The sequence below is a fragment of the Pseudoduganella dura genome (genome assembly GCF_009727155.1).
Classification (GTDB): domain Bacteria; phylum Pseudomonadota; class Gammaproteobacteria; order Burkholderiales; family Burkholderiaceae_D; genus Rugamonas; species Rugamonas dura.
Genome location: NZ_WNWM01000002.1, coordinates 2,420,661 through 2,436,141, shown reverse-complemented (window position 1 = coordinate 2,436,141; position 15,481 = coordinate 2,420,661). Strand labels below are relative to the sequence as shown.

General features: G+C 67.5%; 18 protein-coding genes. 6 read left to right on the top strand and 12 right to left on the bottom strand.

Annotation, left to right across the window (positions count from 1 at the left end; all coding sequences use genetic code 11):
- Positions 1–109: 109 nt before the first annotated feature.
- Positions 110–1,033 (top strand): choline sulfate utilization transcriptional regulator, encoded by a 924-nt coding sequence (locus tag GJV26_RS10685; RefSeq protein ID WP_155708800.1) that lies wholly within the window; start codon positions 110–112, stop codon positions 1,031–1,033.
- A 58-nt stretch (positions 1,034–1,091) separates the two neighbouring features.
- Positions 1,092–1,550 carry a MarR family winged helix-turn-helix transcriptional regulator gene (locus GJV26_RS10680; RefSeq protein ID WP_155708799.1) on the top strand — a complete coding sequence of 153 codons (459 nt, stop codon included), beginning with the start codon at positions 1,092–1,094 and terminating at the stop codon, positions 1,548–1,550.
- 24 nt (positions 1,551–1,574) lie between these two features.
- On the opposite strand, the gene GJV26_RS10675 is transcribed toward GJV26_RS10680, so the two are convergent.
- Genes GJV26_RS10675 through GJV26_RS10665 form a run of 3 tightly spaced genes read right to left on the bottom strand, consistent with a single transcriptional unit; the run spans position 1,575 to position 3,891 of the window.
- The gene (locus GJV26_RS10675; RefSeq protein WP_155708798.1) at positions 1,575–1,937 is read right to left on the bottom strand and encodes a DUF3325 domain-containing protein; all 363 of its coding nucleotides are present in this window, start codon (positions 1,935–1,937) and stop codon (positions 1,575–1,577) included.
- Positions 1,934–3,562 (bottom strand): PepSY-associated TM helix domain-containing protein, encoded by a 1,629-nt coding sequence (locus tag GJV26_RS10670; protein WP_155708797.1) that lies wholly within the window; start codon positions 3,560–3,562, stop codon positions 1,934–1,936. Before GJV26_RS10670 ends, GJV26_RS10675 begins: the two co-directional genes overlap by 4 nt.
- Positions 3,559–3,891, bottom strand: coding sequence for an iron transporter (locus tag GJV26_RS10665; RefSeq protein WP_308807625.1), 333 nt, complete (start codon positions 3,889–3,891; stop codon positions 3,559–3,561). The genes GJV26_RS10670 and GJV26_RS10665 overlap by 4 nt, the downstream gene beginning before the upstream one ends.
- A gap of 195 nt (positions 3,892–4,086) precedes the next feature.
- Here GJV26_RS10665 and GJV26_RS10660 point away from each other — a divergent pair, with 195 nt between their 5' ends.
- Positions 4,087–4,827 (top strand): siderophore-interacting protein, encoded by a 741-nt coding sequence (locus GJV26_RS10660; protein WP_155708796.1) that lies wholly within the window; start codon positions 4,087–4,089, stop codon positions 4,825–4,827.
- A 17-nt stretch (positions 4,828–4,844) separates the two neighbouring features.
- Here GJV26_RS10660 and GJV26_RS10655 read toward each other — a convergent pair whose 3' ends face one another.
- From GJV26_RS10655 to GJV26_RS10635, 5 genes are all read right to left on the bottom strand, one after another.
- Positions 4,845–5,057 (bottom strand): hypothetical protein, encoded by a 213-nt coding sequence (locus GJV26_RS10655; RefSeq protein ID WP_155708795.1) that lies wholly within the window; start codon positions 5,055–5,057, stop codon positions 4,845–4,847.
- A gap of 197 nt (positions 5,058–5,254) precedes the next feature.
- Positions 5,255–6,352, bottom strand: coding sequence for a porin (locus GJV26_RS10650; protein WP_155708794.1), 1,098 nt, complete (start codon positions 6,350–6,352; stop codon positions 5,255–5,257).
- 121 nt (positions 6,353–6,473) lie between these two features.
- Positions 6,474–7,781 (bottom strand): gallate dioxygenase, encoded by a 1,308-nt coding sequence (locus GJV26_RS10645; RefSeq protein WP_155708793.1) that lies wholly within the window; start codon positions 7,779–7,781, stop codon positions 6,474–6,476.
- Positions 7,782–7,796: 15 nt separating this feature from the next.
- On the bottom strand, positions 7,797–9,137 hold the full coding sequence (locus GJV26_RS10640; RefSeq protein ID WP_155708792.1) for an MFS transporter: 1,341 nt from the start codon (positions 9,135–9,137) through the stop codon (positions 7,797–7,799).
- A gap of 226 nt (positions 9,138–9,363) precedes the next feature.
- Positions 9,364–10,593, bottom strand: a complete 1,230-nt coding sequence (locus GJV26_RS10635; protein ID WP_155708791.1) for a LysR family transcriptional regulator — start codon at positions 10,591–10,593, stop codon at positions 9,364–9,366.
- A gap of 136 nt (positions 10,594–10,729) precedes the next feature.
- On the opposite strand from GJV26_RS10635, the gene GJV26_RS10630 reads away from it, so the two are divergent.
- Genes GJV26_RS10630 through ligK form a run of 3 tightly spaced genes read left to right on the top strand, consistent with a single transcriptional unit; the run spans position 10,730 to position 13,635 of the window.
- Positions 10,730–11,839, top strand: a complete 1,110-nt coding sequence (locus tag GJV26_RS10630) for a 4-oxalomesaconate tautomerase (RefSeq protein WP_155708790.1) — start codon at positions 10,730–10,732, stop codon at positions 11,837–11,839.
- A gap of 33 nt (positions 11,840–11,872) precedes the next feature.
- Entirely contained in the window at positions 11,873–12,898 is a 1,026-nt protein-coding gene (locus GJV26_RS10625) for an amidohydrolase family protein (protein ID WP_155712383.1), read from the top strand.
- Positions 12,899–12,951: 53 nt separating this feature from the next.
- Positions 12,952–13,635, top strand: coding sequence for a 4-carboxy-4-hydroxy-2-oxoadipate aldolase/oxaloacetate decarboxylase (ligK, locus tag GJV26_RS10620; RefSeq protein WP_155712382.1), 684 nt, complete (start codon positions 12,952–12,954; stop codon positions 13,633–13,635).
- Between the two features lie 66 nt (positions 13,636–13,701).
- On the opposite strand, the gene GJV26_RS10615 is transcribed toward ligK, so the two are convergent.
- From GJV26_RS10615 to GJV26_RS29920, 4 genes are all read right to left on the bottom strand, one after another.
- Entirely contained in the window at positions 13,702–14,295 is a 594-nt protein-coding gene (locus tag GJV26_RS10615) for an O-methyltransferase (protein WP_155708789.1), read from the bottom strand.
- A complete protein-coding gene (locus GJV26_RS10610; protein WP_155708788.1) occupies positions 14,292–14,561 on the bottom strand; it encodes a S8/S53 family peptidase in 270 nt (89 codons plus the stop codon). The genes GJV26_RS10615 and GJV26_RS10610 overlap by 4 nt, the downstream gene beginning before the upstream one ends.
- A gap of 175 nt (positions 14,562–14,736) precedes the next feature.
- The gene (locus GJV26_RS10605) at positions 14,737–15,099 is read right to left on the bottom strand and encodes a S8 family serine peptidase (RefSeq protein ID WP_216643124.1); all 363 of its coding nucleotides are present in this window, start codon (positions 15,097–15,099) and stop codon (positions 14,737–14,739) included.
- Positions 15,084–15,251, bottom strand: coding sequence for a hypothetical protein (locus tag GJV26_RS29920; RefSeq protein ID WP_216643123.1), 168 nt, complete (start codon positions 15,249–15,251; stop codon positions 15,084–15,086). Before GJV26_RS29920 ends, GJV26_RS10605 begins: the two co-directional genes overlap by 16 nt.
- Positions 15,252–15,481 lie beyond the last annotated feature (230 nt).

Sequence of the window (15,481 nt, the reverse complement as noted above, 5' to 3'; positions counted from 1 at the left end):
ATAATCTTATGACATATTCATAATCCGAGCTTATGCGATGAATGTCGTTTTCCTTCATGGATTCAGGCACTTAAAATCACGAAACCTGATCCATGCATAAGGAAAAGTAATGACAACCGATGTGCCGCTGCAAAGCCTGGTGCTGTTCGCATCCGCCGTGCGCCACCTGAATTTCACGCAGGTGGCGGAGGAGTACGGCACCACGCAGCCGGCCGTCAGCCAGCGGATCGCGGCGCTGGAAAAGCACCTGGGCACGGCGCTGTTCCGCCGCGCGCATCGCGGCGTGGCGCTGACGCCGGAGGGCGCCGCGCTGTACGACTCGGTGTGCGATCACCTGGCCGCGATCCAGACGGCGGTCGAGCGCGTGCGCACGCGCAAGCTGCGCGAAGTGCTGACGGTGGCCACCGATTTCGCGTTCGCCAATTTCTGGCTGATGCCGCGGCTGGCCGCGTTCCAGGAGCTCAGGCCGGAGCTGGACGTGCGAATCGTCACGTCGCAGAACGGGTTCGATATCCGCGGCGAGCCGGTCGACCTGGCGATCTCGTTCGGCACCGGCCACTGGCCCGGCTGCAATGCGCAGCGGCTCCTGCCCGAAGTGGTGGTGCCGGTCTGCAGCCCGGCACTGCTGGCGCGCCATGGGCCGGCCACGGCGCACGATGTGATGCGGATGCCGCTGCTGCACCTGGAAAGCAGCGGCCCGGTGCGCTGGCTGACGTGGCAGGACTGGGGCCTGGGCCATGGCGTGGCGGAGGCGGGGCAGGGCCAGAGTCTCACGCTCGGGAATTACCCGCTGGTGATCCAGGCCGCGGTGTCCGGCCGCGGCGTGGCGCTGGGCTGGCGCCCGCTGGTCGACGACCTGTTGCGCGACGGCCAACTGGCCAGCCCGCCGCTGCCGGAGCTGGCCACGCCGCGCGGCTACTACCTGGTGCGCCCTCATGGCCGCGAGGCGGGAAGGGCGCTCGACAGCCTGCGCGACTGGATCGTGGCGGAATGCGCGCAAAGTACGGGCACGGGCGCGGGCGCGGCGGCCTGAGTCCGCGGCGCGGTATACTCGGCGACCCACCAGGCACGCCTTCCTTTACCGAACGAACATGTCCCCACCCAGCGAAAAAGCCGGCGACAGCGCCAGCGCCGTCTTCGAAGCGATCCATTCGATCATGCACCAGTACCGCGCGCAACAGTACCGCGTGCTGCGCGACGGTCCGCACGACCTGACGCACATGGAAGGCAAGGTGCTGGGCTACTTTGCCCACCACCCGGGGGCGACGCAGAGCGACCTGATCGCCCGTTCCGGCCGCGACAAGGCGCAGCTGGCGCGGCTGGTGCGCGGCCTGCGCGACAAGGGATTGCTCGATGCCGTGGTCGACGAGGCCGATCGCCGCAGCACGCGGCTGCACGTGACGGAAGAGGGCAAGGCCATCGCGCGCAACCTGCAGCGGGGCGGCGAACGCCTGGCGCAGGTGGCCGCGGCGGGCCTCGACGAGGCGGAGCGCCGGCAGCTGCTGGCTCTGCTGGAAAAGGTGCGCGCCACGCTCGACGCGCAGCCGTAGCAAGCTGTGATGGCCGGTCTGTCGTCAGCGCACTACCAGTGCCAGCGCGGCGGTGGCGCAGGCAACGACGGCGGCGCCGGCGGCCGTGCGCCGAGCGTGTTGCGCGGCGTACGTCATCATGGCCACCGCGCCCCACGCGGCCACCGACAGCACGCCGCACCACAGCACGATCGCCTGGCCCGTGTCGCGCGCCGCCAGGCAGCACCACAGCGAGACCAGCAGCGCGGCGCCGCCGCCCAGTTGCAGCATCCGGCGCACGCCCGGCGCGGGCATGTTGCCGCGGCCGTGGATCGCTTCCCAGTGGCGGTCCATGGCCAGGCCCAGCGCGCCGAAGCCGGCGGCCGCGGCGCCCAGCGCGGCGATGGTGAAGAAGATGGCGGCATTCATGCGTTGCTCCCGGCGAGCCTGGACTCGGGTTCGGTTTTCAATGGGATCCCGGCGGCCTGCGGGGCCTTTTTCCGCTTGCCGAGGTAGTGGCTGCAGTACAGCAGGAATGCGCCCAGCAGCAGCGTCACGATGTCGAAGCCCGCCACCGGCCACAGGCCGTGCGCGATGCTGGTGCCGAGGTGCGCGCCGCCGGTCATGCCGTTCAGCAGCGGCAGCAGTACGAACGCGAGGCCGCCCAGCAGCAGCTGGAGGCGCCACATCGGGCGGCCCGGTTTCGCCAGCGCGGCAATGGCCGCAATGCACCACGCCGTGAAGAACCAGCGGATCTCCGCATCCGGCCGTTGCAGCGTGCCCGTTTCGATCAGCCGGTTGGCCCAGAAGAACACGGCCATCGCCAGCGGCAGGCCGGCCACGGCGCCGATGTTCAGGCCATCGACGAGACGCAGGCCGAAGCCGGTGCGGCCGGCTTTCGCATGTTTCGGGCGTTCCTTCACGGCCCACAGCAGCAGGCCCGTGGCGACCATCGCGCAGCCGGCCAGGCCGGAGATGAAGAACAGCCAGCGCGCCAGCGGATCGGCGAAGCGGGCGATGTGCAGGCCGACCATCACGCCGCGCGTCGCGGCGGCGGCGCCCTTGCCGGTCTCCGGCCGGGGCACCAGGCTGCCGGTCACGCCATTGAACGTCAGCGACGGTACTTCGCTGCTGATGCCGTGGCCGGTTTGCTGCGTAATCGTCACGGTGGCGTTGGCGTCGTTCGGGAAATCGACCGTCACCCTGCCGGCCGGCGCGCCGTGCCACGCGCGGCTGGCCTGCTCGACCATCGGCCCCAGCGGTGCCAGCGGCGCCTTCACGCGGGCCGCTTCGGCATCCGCCAGCGGGCCGCCGAACAGCTCGGCGAAGAAGGTGTCCGGCTTGTCCTCCTTGTAGGCCGCCTCGATCCCCTGCGGGAAGTACATGAACATCAGCGTGAGCAGTCCCGTGTACGTGATCATCAGGTGGTACGGCAGCGCCAGCACGGCCGAGACGTTGTGGAAGTCGAGCCACGAGCGCTGGCCCTTCCTGGGCCGGAACGTGAAGAAGTCCTTGAAGATGCGCTTGTGCGTGACGATGCCCGACAGGATCGCCACCAGCATGAACATCGCGCAGGCGCCCACGATCCAGCGTGCCCACAGCACCGGCATGTAGTGCAGGTCGAAGTGCAGGCGGTAGAAGAAATCGCCGCCGCGGGTTTCGCGCGGCGTGGACAGTTCCGCGCCCGTGGCCGGGTCGAGCATCACGCTCTTGACGCCGCGCCGGCCGCCTTTTTTCTGCCCGCCGCTGTTCTCTCCCCTGGGCGCCGTGTAGCCGGCGCGCAGCGCCGGTTCCCGTCCGGCAGGCATCGTGATGAACCAGCGCGGGCTGTGCGGCGCCTTGTCCTGCAGCGTATCCACGGCGTGCGCCAGCGCCACCGCCTGCGGCACCTGCGCGTGCGCGGCGGTGTGCAGCTCGGGCTTCATCCACAGCGTGATCTCGTCGCGGAAATAACTGGCGGTGCCGGCCGCGAACACCATGAACAGCACCCAGCCCACCAGCAGGCCCGACCAGGTGTGCAGCCATGCCATCGACTGGCGGATGCCCTCTTTCATGCGGCCCCCTTCGACAGCAGCAGGATGGCGGCCGGCAGCGCCCCGGCGATGAGCAGGCCGGCAACGGCGCGCGGCGCGGTGCGCGCGCCGAAGCACCACATCGCCGCGCACGGATAGATCGCCAGCGCCAGCATCGTCGCCGTCAATGCCGCCTCCACGCGCACCGCCGGCAGGGTCAGCGCCAGTGCCGCGGCCCATGCGGCGGACAGCGCATAGCCGCCGGCGATCGCGGCCAGCGCGCGCACGGCCACGCCGGCGCGGTAACGCCAGCCGGGCCCCGGTTTTTTCGGTTTGGCGGGAACGGGCGCCATGGTCGGTTGTGCTTGCATGGCTGGCTGGTCAGGTGGCGCGTGGCGTCGGGAAGACGGGCATGCGGATCTTTCAGGTGAATAGAAATGAGAATTATTCTCAATTATGGCAAGATTGGCGTGCTTAAGCAAGCCGACGGGGCATCGAAAATTTGGTTGACATAGTCAACCAATAACGACAAGAATAGAGGACTTTATCAACTAATGGAGAGGCTGATGGATACAGCGGACAGACCGGCGGCGGATGCGCCGAGCCGGGTGCAGCGCGTGCGGCACGAACTGAAGCGGCGCGATGTCGAGGTGGTGAAGGTGGAACGGCTCGGCGCGCATTTCGTGGCCGTCACGTTCCGCGGCGAGGAACTGGCCGACTTCGTTTCGGCGTCGTTCGACGACCACGTGAAGTTCATGTTCGACGACGAAGCGGGCGAGCCGGTTCGCCGCGATTACACGCCGCGCCGCTACGACCGCGAAGCGCGCGAACTGACGATCGAATTCGCATTGCATGGCGAAGGCAAGGCGTCGACATGGGCGCGCCGGGCCACGGTGGGGCAGCGCGCCACGATCGGCGGCCCGCGCGGGTCGATGATCATCCCGGCCGACTACGCGTGGCACCTGCTGGCCGGCGACGCCACCGCGCTGCCGGCGATCCGGCGCCGCATGGAAGAGCTGCCGGCGGACGTGCGCGCGATCGTCGTCGTCGCATGCGACGAACCCGTTATCCTGGCCAGCGCCGCGCGGCTCGACGTGTGGCAGGTGCCCGATGGCGCCGCGCTGGTGGAAGCGATCCGCGCGATGCCGCTGCCGGCCGGAGACGCCTTCGTGTGGTTCGGCGGCGAGGCATCGATCGCGGCGACGGTGCGCGACGTGGTGCATGGCGAGAAAGGCTTCCCGCGCAGCGCCAGCCGGATTTCGGCTTACTGGAAGCAGGGCGCTTCCGATCACCACGAGGATCTTTGATCAGGCGATGCAGGCAGTCAGCCCGGTGCCCCTTCTCCGGAGGGGGAAGGGTGCCGGATGAAGCGCGGCCCGCTCAACACGCGCATGGCCACCTCGCGCGGCACGCCGCTTTTCAGCATGAATTCCAGCGCCGGCGTGACCCCGTCCGCCATCGACACTTTCACGCCCGTATCGACGCATTGGGCCATCCGCGAATCGGCGCGCGCTTCGGCAAAGTGCTCGTTCTTCATGGCAGCCTCCGTCCTGTCCGGTTATGGCCATCATATCAAGACCGCGATTTGGCATGAGTACTTGAGAAACCACTTCAACTTTTGGGAGATTGCCGAGTCGCGCGTGTACAACGCGGCAGGAGATCTTTTCGAGGGAAGATGTTGTCCGAAAAGCCGGTCGCGCCGCAGCGGCGGACCGGCCGGTTTCCTGCAACCGCTCAGAACGAGTGCTTGATGCCGGTGATGATGCCGGTCTGCGACAGCCCGGCGCCGACGGAGCCGCCGGCGGAAAGGGCGACGGCGGCGGTGCCGTCGTTGTCGAGCCGGCCGCCGGCCACGTAGACGGCGGTGCGCGTCGACAGCAGATACGTGGCGCGCACCAGCGCCTGCTTCGTGTCGTTGCCGGTGGCGCGGTAGTCCAGCTTGCCGATCTGGCCGTCGACCGTCAGCAGCGGCGTCACGTTGTACGCGGCGCCCAGGTAATACAGGCGGCTTTTCGGCTGCGTGGCGGAACCGTCGTTATCGCGCAGCAGCACGCCGCCGCCCACCTTCCAGCCTTCGCCCTTGACCAGGCCGGCCACGTGCAGGCGGCTGTCGGTCTTGTCGCTCGTGTTCAGGCCGTTGGCGGCCGTGGGGCTGCCGTGGATGCGGTCGTAGGCGGCCACGACCGCCCAGGAGGGCTGGTCGTAGCGCAGCAGCGCCGACCATTCGCGGCAGGCCTGCGCATCGGTGGCCGATTCGCCGGCGCAGTTGGTGCCCGAGGCGCCACCGGCGGCCGACGTGTCGCGCCCCAGGCTGTAGGTCGCGCCCAGCGTGACGCCGTCGAACGTGCCCTTGTAGGCGACGGAATTGTCGCTGCGGCCGTTCGGCACGGCCGGATCGAGCGCACCCAGGCCATACTGCGACGGGCCGAACACATCGACATCGAACGACGACACATACAGCATGTTGTAGTTGCGGCCGATCGTCACCTGGCCCCAGCTGCCGGCCAGGCCCACCCATGCCTGGCGGCCGAACAGCCGGCCGCCCTGGTTGATGGTGCCGGAATCGGGCGCGAAGCCGTTCTCCAGCGTGAAGATGGCCTTCAGGCCGCCGCCGAGGTCTTCGCTGCCCTTGAAACCGATACGGGACGGGAACATGCCGCCGCCCAGGCTCGGGCTGCGGGTGACGCCGTTGCCGGCCGCGTCGGCGTTGGTGTAGTGCTCGACGGCGCCATCGATCAGGCCGTAGACACTGACGGAACTCTGCGCCTGCGCCGGCAGCGCGGCGGCCGTCGTGCAAGCGCCGATGGCGGCGGCGATCAGGGTGTTTTTCATGCTTTCTCCTCCAATGGAATCGGATTGTTGTAATGTCGAAAAGGGGCGTGCGGGGCCGTCCCGCGCATGAAGGCGGGGCGGCATGGATGACGGAAACGGGCCCGCGGGCCCGGTCGGGAAATCAGGGCTTCGGCGCGTTCCAGTCGGCATCCTTGGCCGCGCCGCCCACCGAGTAGAGGGCCTTGGTGTTGCGCGTCTTCTGGAACTCTTCCAGCGTCTCGCCGCGCATCGCCGCGTAGATGTGCAGGTTCGACACGCCGACGGCCGCGCCGAGCTTTTCGAGCAGGAAGAAGATCACGCCGTAGCGGATCATCGCCTGCCAGTCGCGCGCGGCGATCATTTGCCGTTCGGCGTCCGTCAGGCCGGCCTCGTCCCAGGTCGCTTCCGGCGTTTCCTTGAAGCGCGCACGGAACTCCGGCTTGATCAGCTGGTGCAGGTACTTGTTGATGCGGTAGGCGCGCGCGCTGGTCTCCAGCGTGAACGGGTAGGTGCCTTCCAGTTCTTCCACGCCGGCGGTCTGGTGCGCAATGTGCGCCCGGTGTTGTTCGTTGGCGCGCCGGTGCAGCGCCGGATCGACCGCCACGGCGTTTTCGTAGATCGACACGGCGATGCCGGTCATCGACGGCAGGTAGTACTCGCGGTGCAGGCAGTTGATCTTGCCGGCCATGGCGCCGCGCATGATCATCCACATCACCACTTCGGCGCTTTCCCAGCCGCCCAGGCGGGCGAAATCGGCGTGCGTCAGGTCCAGCAGCGCTTCCGGATCGCCTTCGAACATGTCGAGGAAGCGGCTGTCCCATTCGGTGCTGTTGAAGCCGGCGCGTTCGCCGTGCACCTGGTGCGACAGGCCGCCAGTGGCCACGATCGCCACGTTCAGCTCTTCCGGGAAGCTTTCGATCGCGCGGCGCAGCGCCTGGCCCAGCTTGTAGCAGCGGCGGCCGGACGGCACCGGGAACTGCAGCACGCCCACCTGCAGCGGCACGATGCTGCCGGGCCATGCGCCGACGCCTTCGCCGTCGTGCGGCCACATGATCGACAGCGGCGAGAAGCAGCCATGGTCGAGCGGCTTGTCCTGGAAGAACGACATGTCGAATTCGTCGGCCATCAGCGACTGGCCGATGTGCTGCGCCAGGCCGGTATGGCCGGCGATCGGCGGCAGGTCGCGCGCGCCGCCGCCTTCGTCGGCCGGGCGGTACTGGTCGCCGATGCCCAGCGCGAATGCCGAGTAATGATCGAAGAAGAACGACGTCACGTGATCGTTAAAGATCATCAGCAGCACGTCGGGCTTCTTTTCCGCCAGCCATTGCTGCACCGGTTCGTAGGCCTTGAAGATCGGGGCCCAGACGGCGTCGTGCTGCTTGTTCGCGTCCAGCGCGAAGCCGATCGTGGGAGTGTGGGAAGACGCGATCGCGCCGATGATGTTGGCCATGTTGCTGTTTCCTGGTCAGTGGGTGGCGCCGGCCAGCGCCTGGCGCTTGCCGAATGTGGCCGAGATGATGGCGATGGCGGCCAGCGTGGCCGGAATCGCGAGGATCGAGATGACGGACGAGAAGCCCCAGCCCATCGTCAGCAGCATGCCGCCCAGGAACGAGCCCGAGATGCTGCCGAAGCGGCCGATGCCGAGCATCCAGCTTACCCCGGTGGCGCGCACCGCGGTCGGATAGCAGGACGGGGCGAACGCGTTCATGCCGGTCTGGGCGCCGCTCATGCAGAAGCCGGCCAGCAGCACGAACACGGCGAACAGCGACGACTGCACGCTGCCCGAGGCGAGCAGCAGGATGAAGGCGGCGCCGCCGATGTAGGCCGTGGCGATCACCTTGTTCGGCAGCCAGCGGTCCATGAAGTAGCCGACGAACAGCGCGCCCACGGTGCCGCCCAGCTGGAACAGCGCGGTGATGTTGGCGGCACGCTCGATCGGCAGGCCGGCATCCTTGATCAGGGTGGGCAGCCAGCCGCTCAGCAGGTAGATGACCAGCAGGCCCATGAAGTAGGTGGCCCACAGCGACAGCGTGGTCCTGCGGAACTGCGGCGACAGCAGCGCCTTCGCCGGCGCGCCGGCTTTCACGGCCTGCTCGCTGTTCGTGTAGGCCGCCGCCTGGGGGATGTCCTTGCCGCAGACGCGGCGCAGCGTGCGGGCAATGCGCTCGGACGGGAACTTGCGGGTCACCAGGAACTGCGTCGATTCCGGCACCAGCCAAAGGTAGAACGGCAGGCAGGCCAGCGGGATCGCGCCGCCCACCATCAGCACCGTGCGCCAGCCGTAGTCGGGCAGGATCGCGGCGGCGCCGAAGCCCACCAGCGCCGAGCCCAGGTTGAAGCCGGTGAACATCACCGCCAGCAGCGTGCTGCGCGATTTTTCCGGCAGGTATTCGGACAGCAGCGTGGTCGTGGTCGGCATGGCCGCGCCCAGGCCCAGGCCGGTCAGGAACCGCAGTATCGATAAGGTAATCACATCGGTGGCAAAGCCGCACAGCAGGCTGAACAGGCCAAATCCGAAGATCGCCGACATCAGCAGCTTCTTGCGGCCGTAGCGGTCCGACAGCGGGCCGACCAGCAGCGCGCCGATCGCCAGGCCGACCGGCGCGGCGCTCATCACCACGCCGAACGCCGCCTTCGAGATGCCCCATTCCTTCGTGATGGCGGGCGCGAGGAAGCCCATGATGGCCACGTCCATGCCGTCGGTGGCGACGATGAGGAAGCAAAGGACCAGCAGCAGCCACTGGTAGCCGCTCATGGGGCGGCCGTTGATGGTAGCCCGGACGTCGAGCGATTGTACGGTATTCATTAAGTCTCCAGTCGGTAAACACCTGTTTTGGTATGGGCGGCGCATGTGGCTGCGCATGGGCTGCCCGGTGATGCCTTTTGTGAATATCGGGCATCACCGCAAATCAAGTGTACGTTTTGGAGGTGCGGCAAGTATTGCCATTACCTGCCGCAGCGTTGCATTCTGCTTATTGGCACGTGGAGTAGAAGTAAGGATGTGTAAAGACGGCGAACCCGGGACGGCGAGCTCAGCGCCACCGTGCGCCGACGGCGTCGATCTCGCCCAGCAGCGCGTTGGCGCCGGGCGACAGATAGGCGCCGCGCCGGGTGATCAGGCCGATCCTGCGTTCCAATCCGGCCATGTCGTAGGGCAGCACCGCCAGCTGCCCGGTGGCGATTTCATGGTGCAGCTGGTGGGCGGAAAGCACGGTCAGCATGTCGCTTTCCACCAGCAGGCCGCGCAGCAGCGCCAGGTCGCCGGTTTCCACGGCGGGCAGCGGCGGTGCCACGCCCCGGCCGCGGAAAAACGCTTCCAGCGATTCGCGCAGCGGCGTGCCGGCGCGCGACAGCACCCAGGGATAGCCGGAGAGATCGATATCGGTCACGTGCCGCTTGCCCGCCAGCGGATGGCCGCTGCGCGCCACCAGCGCCACCCGGTCTTCGATCAGCACCCGGTCGTCGAACGCATCGCCGGCCCCGTACCGCAGCGCCCCGACGATGAAGTCGACCCGGCCCGACAGCAGCCCGGCCGTCAGTTCCTCGTACGGGCTTTCCAGCGACCGGATGCGCAGCCGCGGGTGCTTCTGCAGCACGGCCGCGATCGCGCCCGGCAGCAGTTGCGAGCGCGCCAGCGGCAGCGCACCGACCGTAACCACGCCTTCCACCACGCCGGCCAGCGCGGCGATGTCTTCCGGGATGTGCCGCAGCTCGGCCAGCACGCGCTCGAAGCGCTCGATCCAGCGCCGGCCGGCATCCGTGGGCACCATGCCGTGCGCGGTGCGCAGGAACAGCGGCTGGCCCAGCATGTCTTCGAGCCGCGCGATCGCCTGGCTGACGGCAGACTGCGAGGTGCCCATCGTATGCGCCACCGTGGGCATGTGGTGCACTTCGGCCAGCAATGCCGCGGCCTGCAGGCGGCGCTCGTTGAGCAACGCCTCGATGCCTCCCACGTTGCCGCCGCCCTTGCCGCCGGCGCTTTCCCGGCCCCTGTCGCGCATGCGCACGGCGTCGTCGCGCACGTCGCGCAGTTCCGCCTCGATGCGGTCGGCGCGCAGCCTGGCCAGCTGGCCGGCGGCCGTCAGCAGCATGCCGCGGCCCTTGCGCTCGAACAGCAGCACACCGAGGCTCCCCTCCAGCGCCGTGACGGATCGCGCCACCGCGGAGGATGCCCTGAACAACGCATCGGACGAGCGGCGGATGCCGCCGGTGGCGGCAACGACGGAAAACGCGTGCAGGTGACGCAGGCTGACAAGGGACATGGAGGGAGGGCTCACCGAAAAGATGCCGATAAGAGAATTAGAACAAAACGCCGGGCACAACGCAACCACGCCGCGTTTCCTGCGGCCGATACTGGCCGGCATGACCACCCACGCCAACCAATCGACGGAACCGCCCATGGACCATGCCCCTTCCGACCTGCGCGCCGTACCCTGCATGCTGATGCGGGGCGGCACGTCGCGCGGCCCGTTTTTTGTCGAATCCGACCTGCCGGCCGATCCGGCGCAGCGCGACCGCGTGCTGCTGGCCGCGATGGGCTCGCCCGATCCGCGCCAGATCGACGGTTTGGGCGGCGCACATCCACTGACCAGCAAGGTCGGCATCGTCCGCCGCAGCACCACGCCGGGCGTGGACCTCGATTTCCTGTTCGCCCAATTGCAGCCGAATGGCGACACGGTGGACGTCACGCCGAACTGCGGCAACATGCTCGCCGCCGTGCTGCCGTTCGCGCTCGAACGCGGCCTGCTGCCGATCGGCGGCGGCACAGGCGATGACACCACCACCGCACGCATCCTCACGCTCAATACGGGCATGCAGTGCGATGTGACCGTGCTCACGCCGGGCGGCCGCCTGCAATACACGGGCACCGCGCGCATCGACGGCGTGCCCGGCACGGCGGCCCCCGTGAGCATCGATTTCCTCGATACGGCCGGCTCCGTATGCCCGTCGCTGCTGCCGAGCGGCCGCGCGCTGGACCGGGTCGACGTGCCGGGACCGGGCACGATCGAGGCAACGCTGATCGACAACGGCATGCCGATGGTGCTGGTGCGCGCCGCCGATTTCGGCATCACCGGTTACGAAACGGCGGCGGAGCTGAACGGCCACGCGGCGCTGAAGGAAAAGCTGGAAGCACTGCGCCTGGCGTGCGGCCCCCTGATGGGCCTGGGCGACGTGATAACGAAGAACTACCCGAAGATGTGCCTCGTTGCGCCGGCGCGGCAGGGCGGGGCGATCGCCACGCGCTGCTTCATCCCGCACGTGTGCCATGACTCGATCGGCGTACTGGCCGCCGTCACCGTCGCGACCGCCTGCGTGCTGGACGGCTCCGTCACGCAGGGCATCGCCAGCGTGCCTGCCGGACGCACGAAGGCCGTATCGGTCGAACACCCGACCGGCGAATTCTCCGTCGAGCTGGAAGTGGATGGCCAGCAGGTCGCCCGCGCCGCGTTGCTGCGCACCGCCCGCCCGATCATGCGCGGCGAGGTCCTGGTACCCGGCCCGTACTGACACCGAAACAAAGGATAAACAATGAAAAAGCCACTGATCATCGATTGCCACGGCCACTACACGACCGCGCCGAAAGCGCTGGAAGCGTGGCGCAACGCGCAGGTCGCCAACCTGAACACGCCGGAGCTGGGCCCGCGCGTGTCGGATTTGCGGATTTCCGACGACGAGCTGCGTGAATCGATCGAAAGCAACCAGCTGCGCCTGATGAAGGAACGCGGATCGGACCTGACGATCTTTTCGCCGCGCGCCAGCTTCATGGCGCACCACATCGGCGACTTCAACACCAGCGCCACCTGGGCGGCGATCTGCAACGAGCTGTGCGCGCGCGTGGCGCAGCTGTTTCCCGACCATTTCGCCACCGCGGCGATGCTGCCGCAGTCGCCCGGTGCCGACCCGGCCAGCTGCATTCCCGAACTGGAAAAATGCGTGAAGGAGTACGGCGCCGTCGGCATCAACCTGAACCCGGACCCGTCCGGCGGGCACTGGACGGCGCCGCCGCTGTCCGATCGCCACTGGTACCCGGTCTATGAAAAGATGGTGGAGTACGACATCCCGGCGATGATCCACGTATCCACCAGCTGCAACGCGTGCTTCCACACCACCGGCGCGCACTACCTGAACGCGGATACCACGGCGTTCATGCAATGCCTGACGAGCGACCTGTTCAAGGATTTCCCGACGTTGAAATTCCTGATCCCGCACGGCGGCGGCGCGGTGCCGTATCACTGGGGCCGCTTCTGCGGGCTGGCGCAGGAAATGAAGAAGCCGCTGCTGACGGAACACCTGCTGAACAACATCTTCTTCGACACCTGCGTGTATCACCAGCCGGGCATCGACCTGCTGACGAAGGTGATCCCGGTGAAGAACGTGCTGTTCGCCTCCGAGATGATCGGCGCCGTGCGCGGTATCGACCCGGAAACCGGCAACTACTACGACGATACGAAACGCTATATCCAGGCGGCCAACCTGAACGACGGGGAACGCTTCGCGATCTTCGAGGGCAATGCGCGCCACGTGTTCCCGCGCCTGGATGCGCAACTGACGGCAAAGGGGCACTAATGGAGAACATGAACATGAACATGAACATGAGCATGAGCATGAGCACACCGTTGATGAATCAACTGGGCATCGTCAGGCGCAGCATCGAGCGCGCGGACCCGGCCGCCGTCGCGCAGCTGGCGAAATTCGGCAGCGCCACCGTGCACGAGGCGATGGGCCGCATGGGCCTGCTCAAGCCCTACATGCGCCCGGTCTGGCAGGGCGCGGAAGCCACCGGCACCGCCGTCACCGTGCTGCTGCACCCTGGCGACAACTGGATGATGCACGTGGTGGCCGAACAGATCCGGCCGGGCGACATCGTGGTGGCCGCCATCACGGCCGAGTGCACGGACGGCTACTTCGGCGACCTGCTGGCCACCAGTTTCCAGGCGCGCGGCGCGAAGGCGCTCGTGATCGACGCCGGCGTGCGCGACGTGAAATTCCTGCGCGAGATGGGCTTCCCTGTGTGGAGCAAGTGCATCAGCGCCAAGGGCACCATCAAGTCGACGCTGGGCTCCGTCAACATCCCGGTGCTGTGCGCCGGCGCACTGGTGAACCCGGGCGACGTGATCGTGGCCGATGAAGACGGTGTCGTCGTCGTGCCCGCGGCGGACGCCGTGCGCGTGGCCGCCGTGGCGCAGCAGCGCGAGGACCTGGAAGGCGAAAAACGCGCGAAACTGGCCGCCGGCGTGCTGGGGCTGGACATGTACAGGATGCGCGAGCCGCTGGCCGCGGCCGGGCTGAAATACATCGACTGACGGAGATAACGGCCGAGTTCGTGTCATGGGGCCAGGCCCCATGACACGAACTCGGCCGTTACCGTTTCAGGCACCCCGCGTGGCGAGGAATTCGCCCTTGCCCACCGGGACCAGGCTGCACAGGAAGCCGTCGTCCTTCACGGCCTGCACGAAGCCGGCCATCTCGTGGGCATGCGACACGGCGTTGTCGACCACGAGCAGGCCGCGCGGGCGCAGCACGCGCCGGATCTCCGGCCACCAGGCTTCGTATTGCGAACGGTCGGAATCCAGGAAAACCAGGTCGTAGGCCGCATCGCCGCCGATCCGCAGCACTGCGCCGGCATCGGCGTTCAGCGCGTCGATCCGGTCGCGCAGGCCCGCGCGCGCGAAATTCTCCAGCGCCATCGCGTACCTGGCGTCCTGCAGCTCCACCGTCGTCACCTCGCCGTCCGCGCCGGCGGCATCGGCCAGCCACAGCGTCGAGTAGCCGTTCGACGTGCCGATCTCCAGGATGTCGCGGGCCCGGGTGGCACGCACCAGCACCGCCAGGAACTCGCCCGTATCGCGCGTGATGTTCAGCATCCGCTGCGCACGCCCGGGATCGGCGCGGTCGATGCCCGCGTCGTTGGCGGCGCCGAATCGTTCGAGTTCTTCCAGCAGCAGATTCAGCTCGGCATTCATGGGGTCTCCTTTGTGGGGGAACCCCATGGTGCCAGAACTGCGCCGGCAGCGGCAACCAGCGGTTCGGTATCCAGGCCGCCCTGCGCATCCATCATCGCCATCACCGCGTCGAACACGCGCAGGTTGTCGCGGTAGGTTTCCAGCGCCTGCGACGTGGCGATATCGACCGGCATGCCGCTGTCGACCAGTTGCTTGACCATGGTGGGAAAATCGAAGCCGAGCGACATCGAGATGATGTGCGCCTTCTGCTGCAGCGCCCAGGTCATGCCGTTGAGTAGTGTGGTGAATCACAAGTTCGTTGATTAATAAATTTGACGAAATCGTCTCAAGAGCCAAGGCACTGCCTTGGCGCGGACTGACTGGTAAGGCCGGGGCCTTTCCGTGCATTTTCAACGCAGTATTGGAGCGATTCTCGTCGGATTTATTCAATGAATCTGTGATTCACCACGCTACCATGTCGGTGCTGCCCGAGCCATCATTGCCCAGCACCTTGCCGATCAGCGCGCGGGTGACGCCGCGGGCCACGCCGATGCGGGTGCCGCCCACGTCGCGGCCCAGGATCGTGCCGGCACAATGCGTGCCGTGGCCGAACGCATCGCCGTCGCCGTCGCCGCTGAAATCCTGCTGCACCAGCTGCACGCCACTGAACGCGGGATGCGCGGCATCGATGCCCGTGTCGAGTACCGCCACGGTCACGCCCGCGCCACTGAAACGGCTGCGGTCGGCGCCCACGGCCGTGATACCCCAGCCGGTCTCCACCCCGGCCGGCCGCGCATCGAGCGGTTCGATCAGGCGCGTCGGCACGACGGCGCCACCACGCGCACTTCGGGTTCCTCGCGCAGTTGCGCCACGTGGCGTTCATCGATCCGCTCCACGGTCACGGTCGGCTTCGCTCCGGAGCGGAGCACATTGGGCAGCCCGCCACGCATCGCCGTGCCCGTGGCGGTGCGCAACACGATATAGTTTTCATGGATTTCCCCCTGGGTGTTCGCCCGCGGAAGGCGGGCGCAAACACCAGTTTAGGGATTGCGCAAACGAGCAGAGGTTGAATAGAGTGAACCCTTTGATGGCGCTCAATACCCCAGTCGGAATTTATGCTTCTGGCCGCTCGCGCGACCGGAATGAATATGGTGCCGGTATATTTCCCGACCGCCGGCGCCGGTAGTGGCGGCTCGCGCCGCCAGGT

What these genes read in the sequence shown, in the direction of transcription:
- GJV26_RS10650 (WP_155708794.1), bottom strand. Translation starts at nt 6,352, where the DNA reads ATGAAAAACACCCTGATCGCCGCCGCCATCGGCGCTTGCACGACGGCC.
- GJV26_RS10635 (WP_155708791.1), bottom strand. Translation starts at nt 10,593, where the DNA reads ATGTCCCTTGTCAGCCTGCGTCACCTGCACGCGTTTTCCGTCGTTGCC.
- GJV26_RS10665 (WP_308807625.1), bottom strand. Translation starts at nt 3,891, where the DNA reads ATGCAAGCACAACCGACCATGGCGCCCGTTCCCGCCAAACCGAAAAAA.
- GJV26_RS10640 (WP_155708792.1), bottom strand. Translation starts at nt 9,137, where the DNA reads ATGAATACCGTACAATCGCTCGACGTCCGGGCTACCATCAACGGCCGC.
- GJV26_RS10645 (WP_155708793.1), bottom strand. Translation starts at nt 7,781, where the DNA reads ATGGCCAACATCATCGGCGCGATCGCGTCTTCCCACACTCCCACGATC.
- GJV26_RS10670 (WP_155708797.1), bottom strand. Translation starts at nt 3,562, where the DNA reads ATGAAAGAGGGCATCCGCCAGTCGATGGCATGGCTGCACACCTGGTCG.
- GJV26_RS10615 (WP_155708789.1), bottom strand. Translation starts at nt 14,295, where the DNA reads ATGAATGCCGAGCTGAATCTGCTGCTGGAAGAACTCGAACGATTCGGC.
- GJV26_RS10680 (WP_155708799.1), top strand. Translation starts at nt 1,092, where the DNA reads ATGTCCCCACCCAGCGAAAAAGCCGGCGACAGCGCCAGCGCCGTCTTC.
- ligK (WP_155712382.1), top strand. Translation starts at nt 12,952, where the DNA reads ATGAATCAACTGGGCATCGTCAGGCGCAGCATCGAGCGCGCGGACCCG.
- GJV26_RS10660 (WP_155708796.1), top strand. Translation starts at nt 4,087, where the DNA reads ATGGATACAGCGGACAGACCGGCGGCGGATGCGCCGAGCCGGGTGCAG.
- GJV26_RS10655 (WP_155708795.1), bottom strand. Translation starts at nt 5,057, where the DNA reads ATGAAGAACGAGCACTTTGCCGAAGCGCGCGCCGATTCGCGGATGGCC.
- GJV26_RS10675 (WP_155708798.1), bottom strand. Translation starts at nt 1,937, where the DNA reads ATGAATGCCGCCATCTTCTTCACCATCGCCGCGCTGGGCGCCGCGGCC.
- GJV26_RS10610 (WP_155708788.1), bottom strand. Translation starts at nt 14,561, where the DNA reads ATGACCTGGGCGCTGCAGCAGAAGGCGCACATCATCTCGATGTCGCTC.
- GJV26_RS10685 (WP_155708800.1), top strand. Translation starts at nt 110, where the DNA reads ATGACAACCGATGTGCCGCTGCAAAGCCTGGTGCTGTTCGCATCCGCC.
- GJV26_RS10630 (WP_155708790.1), top strand. Translation starts at nt 10,730, where the DNA reads ATGGACCATGCCCCTTCCGACCTGCGCGCCGTACCCTGCATGCTGATG.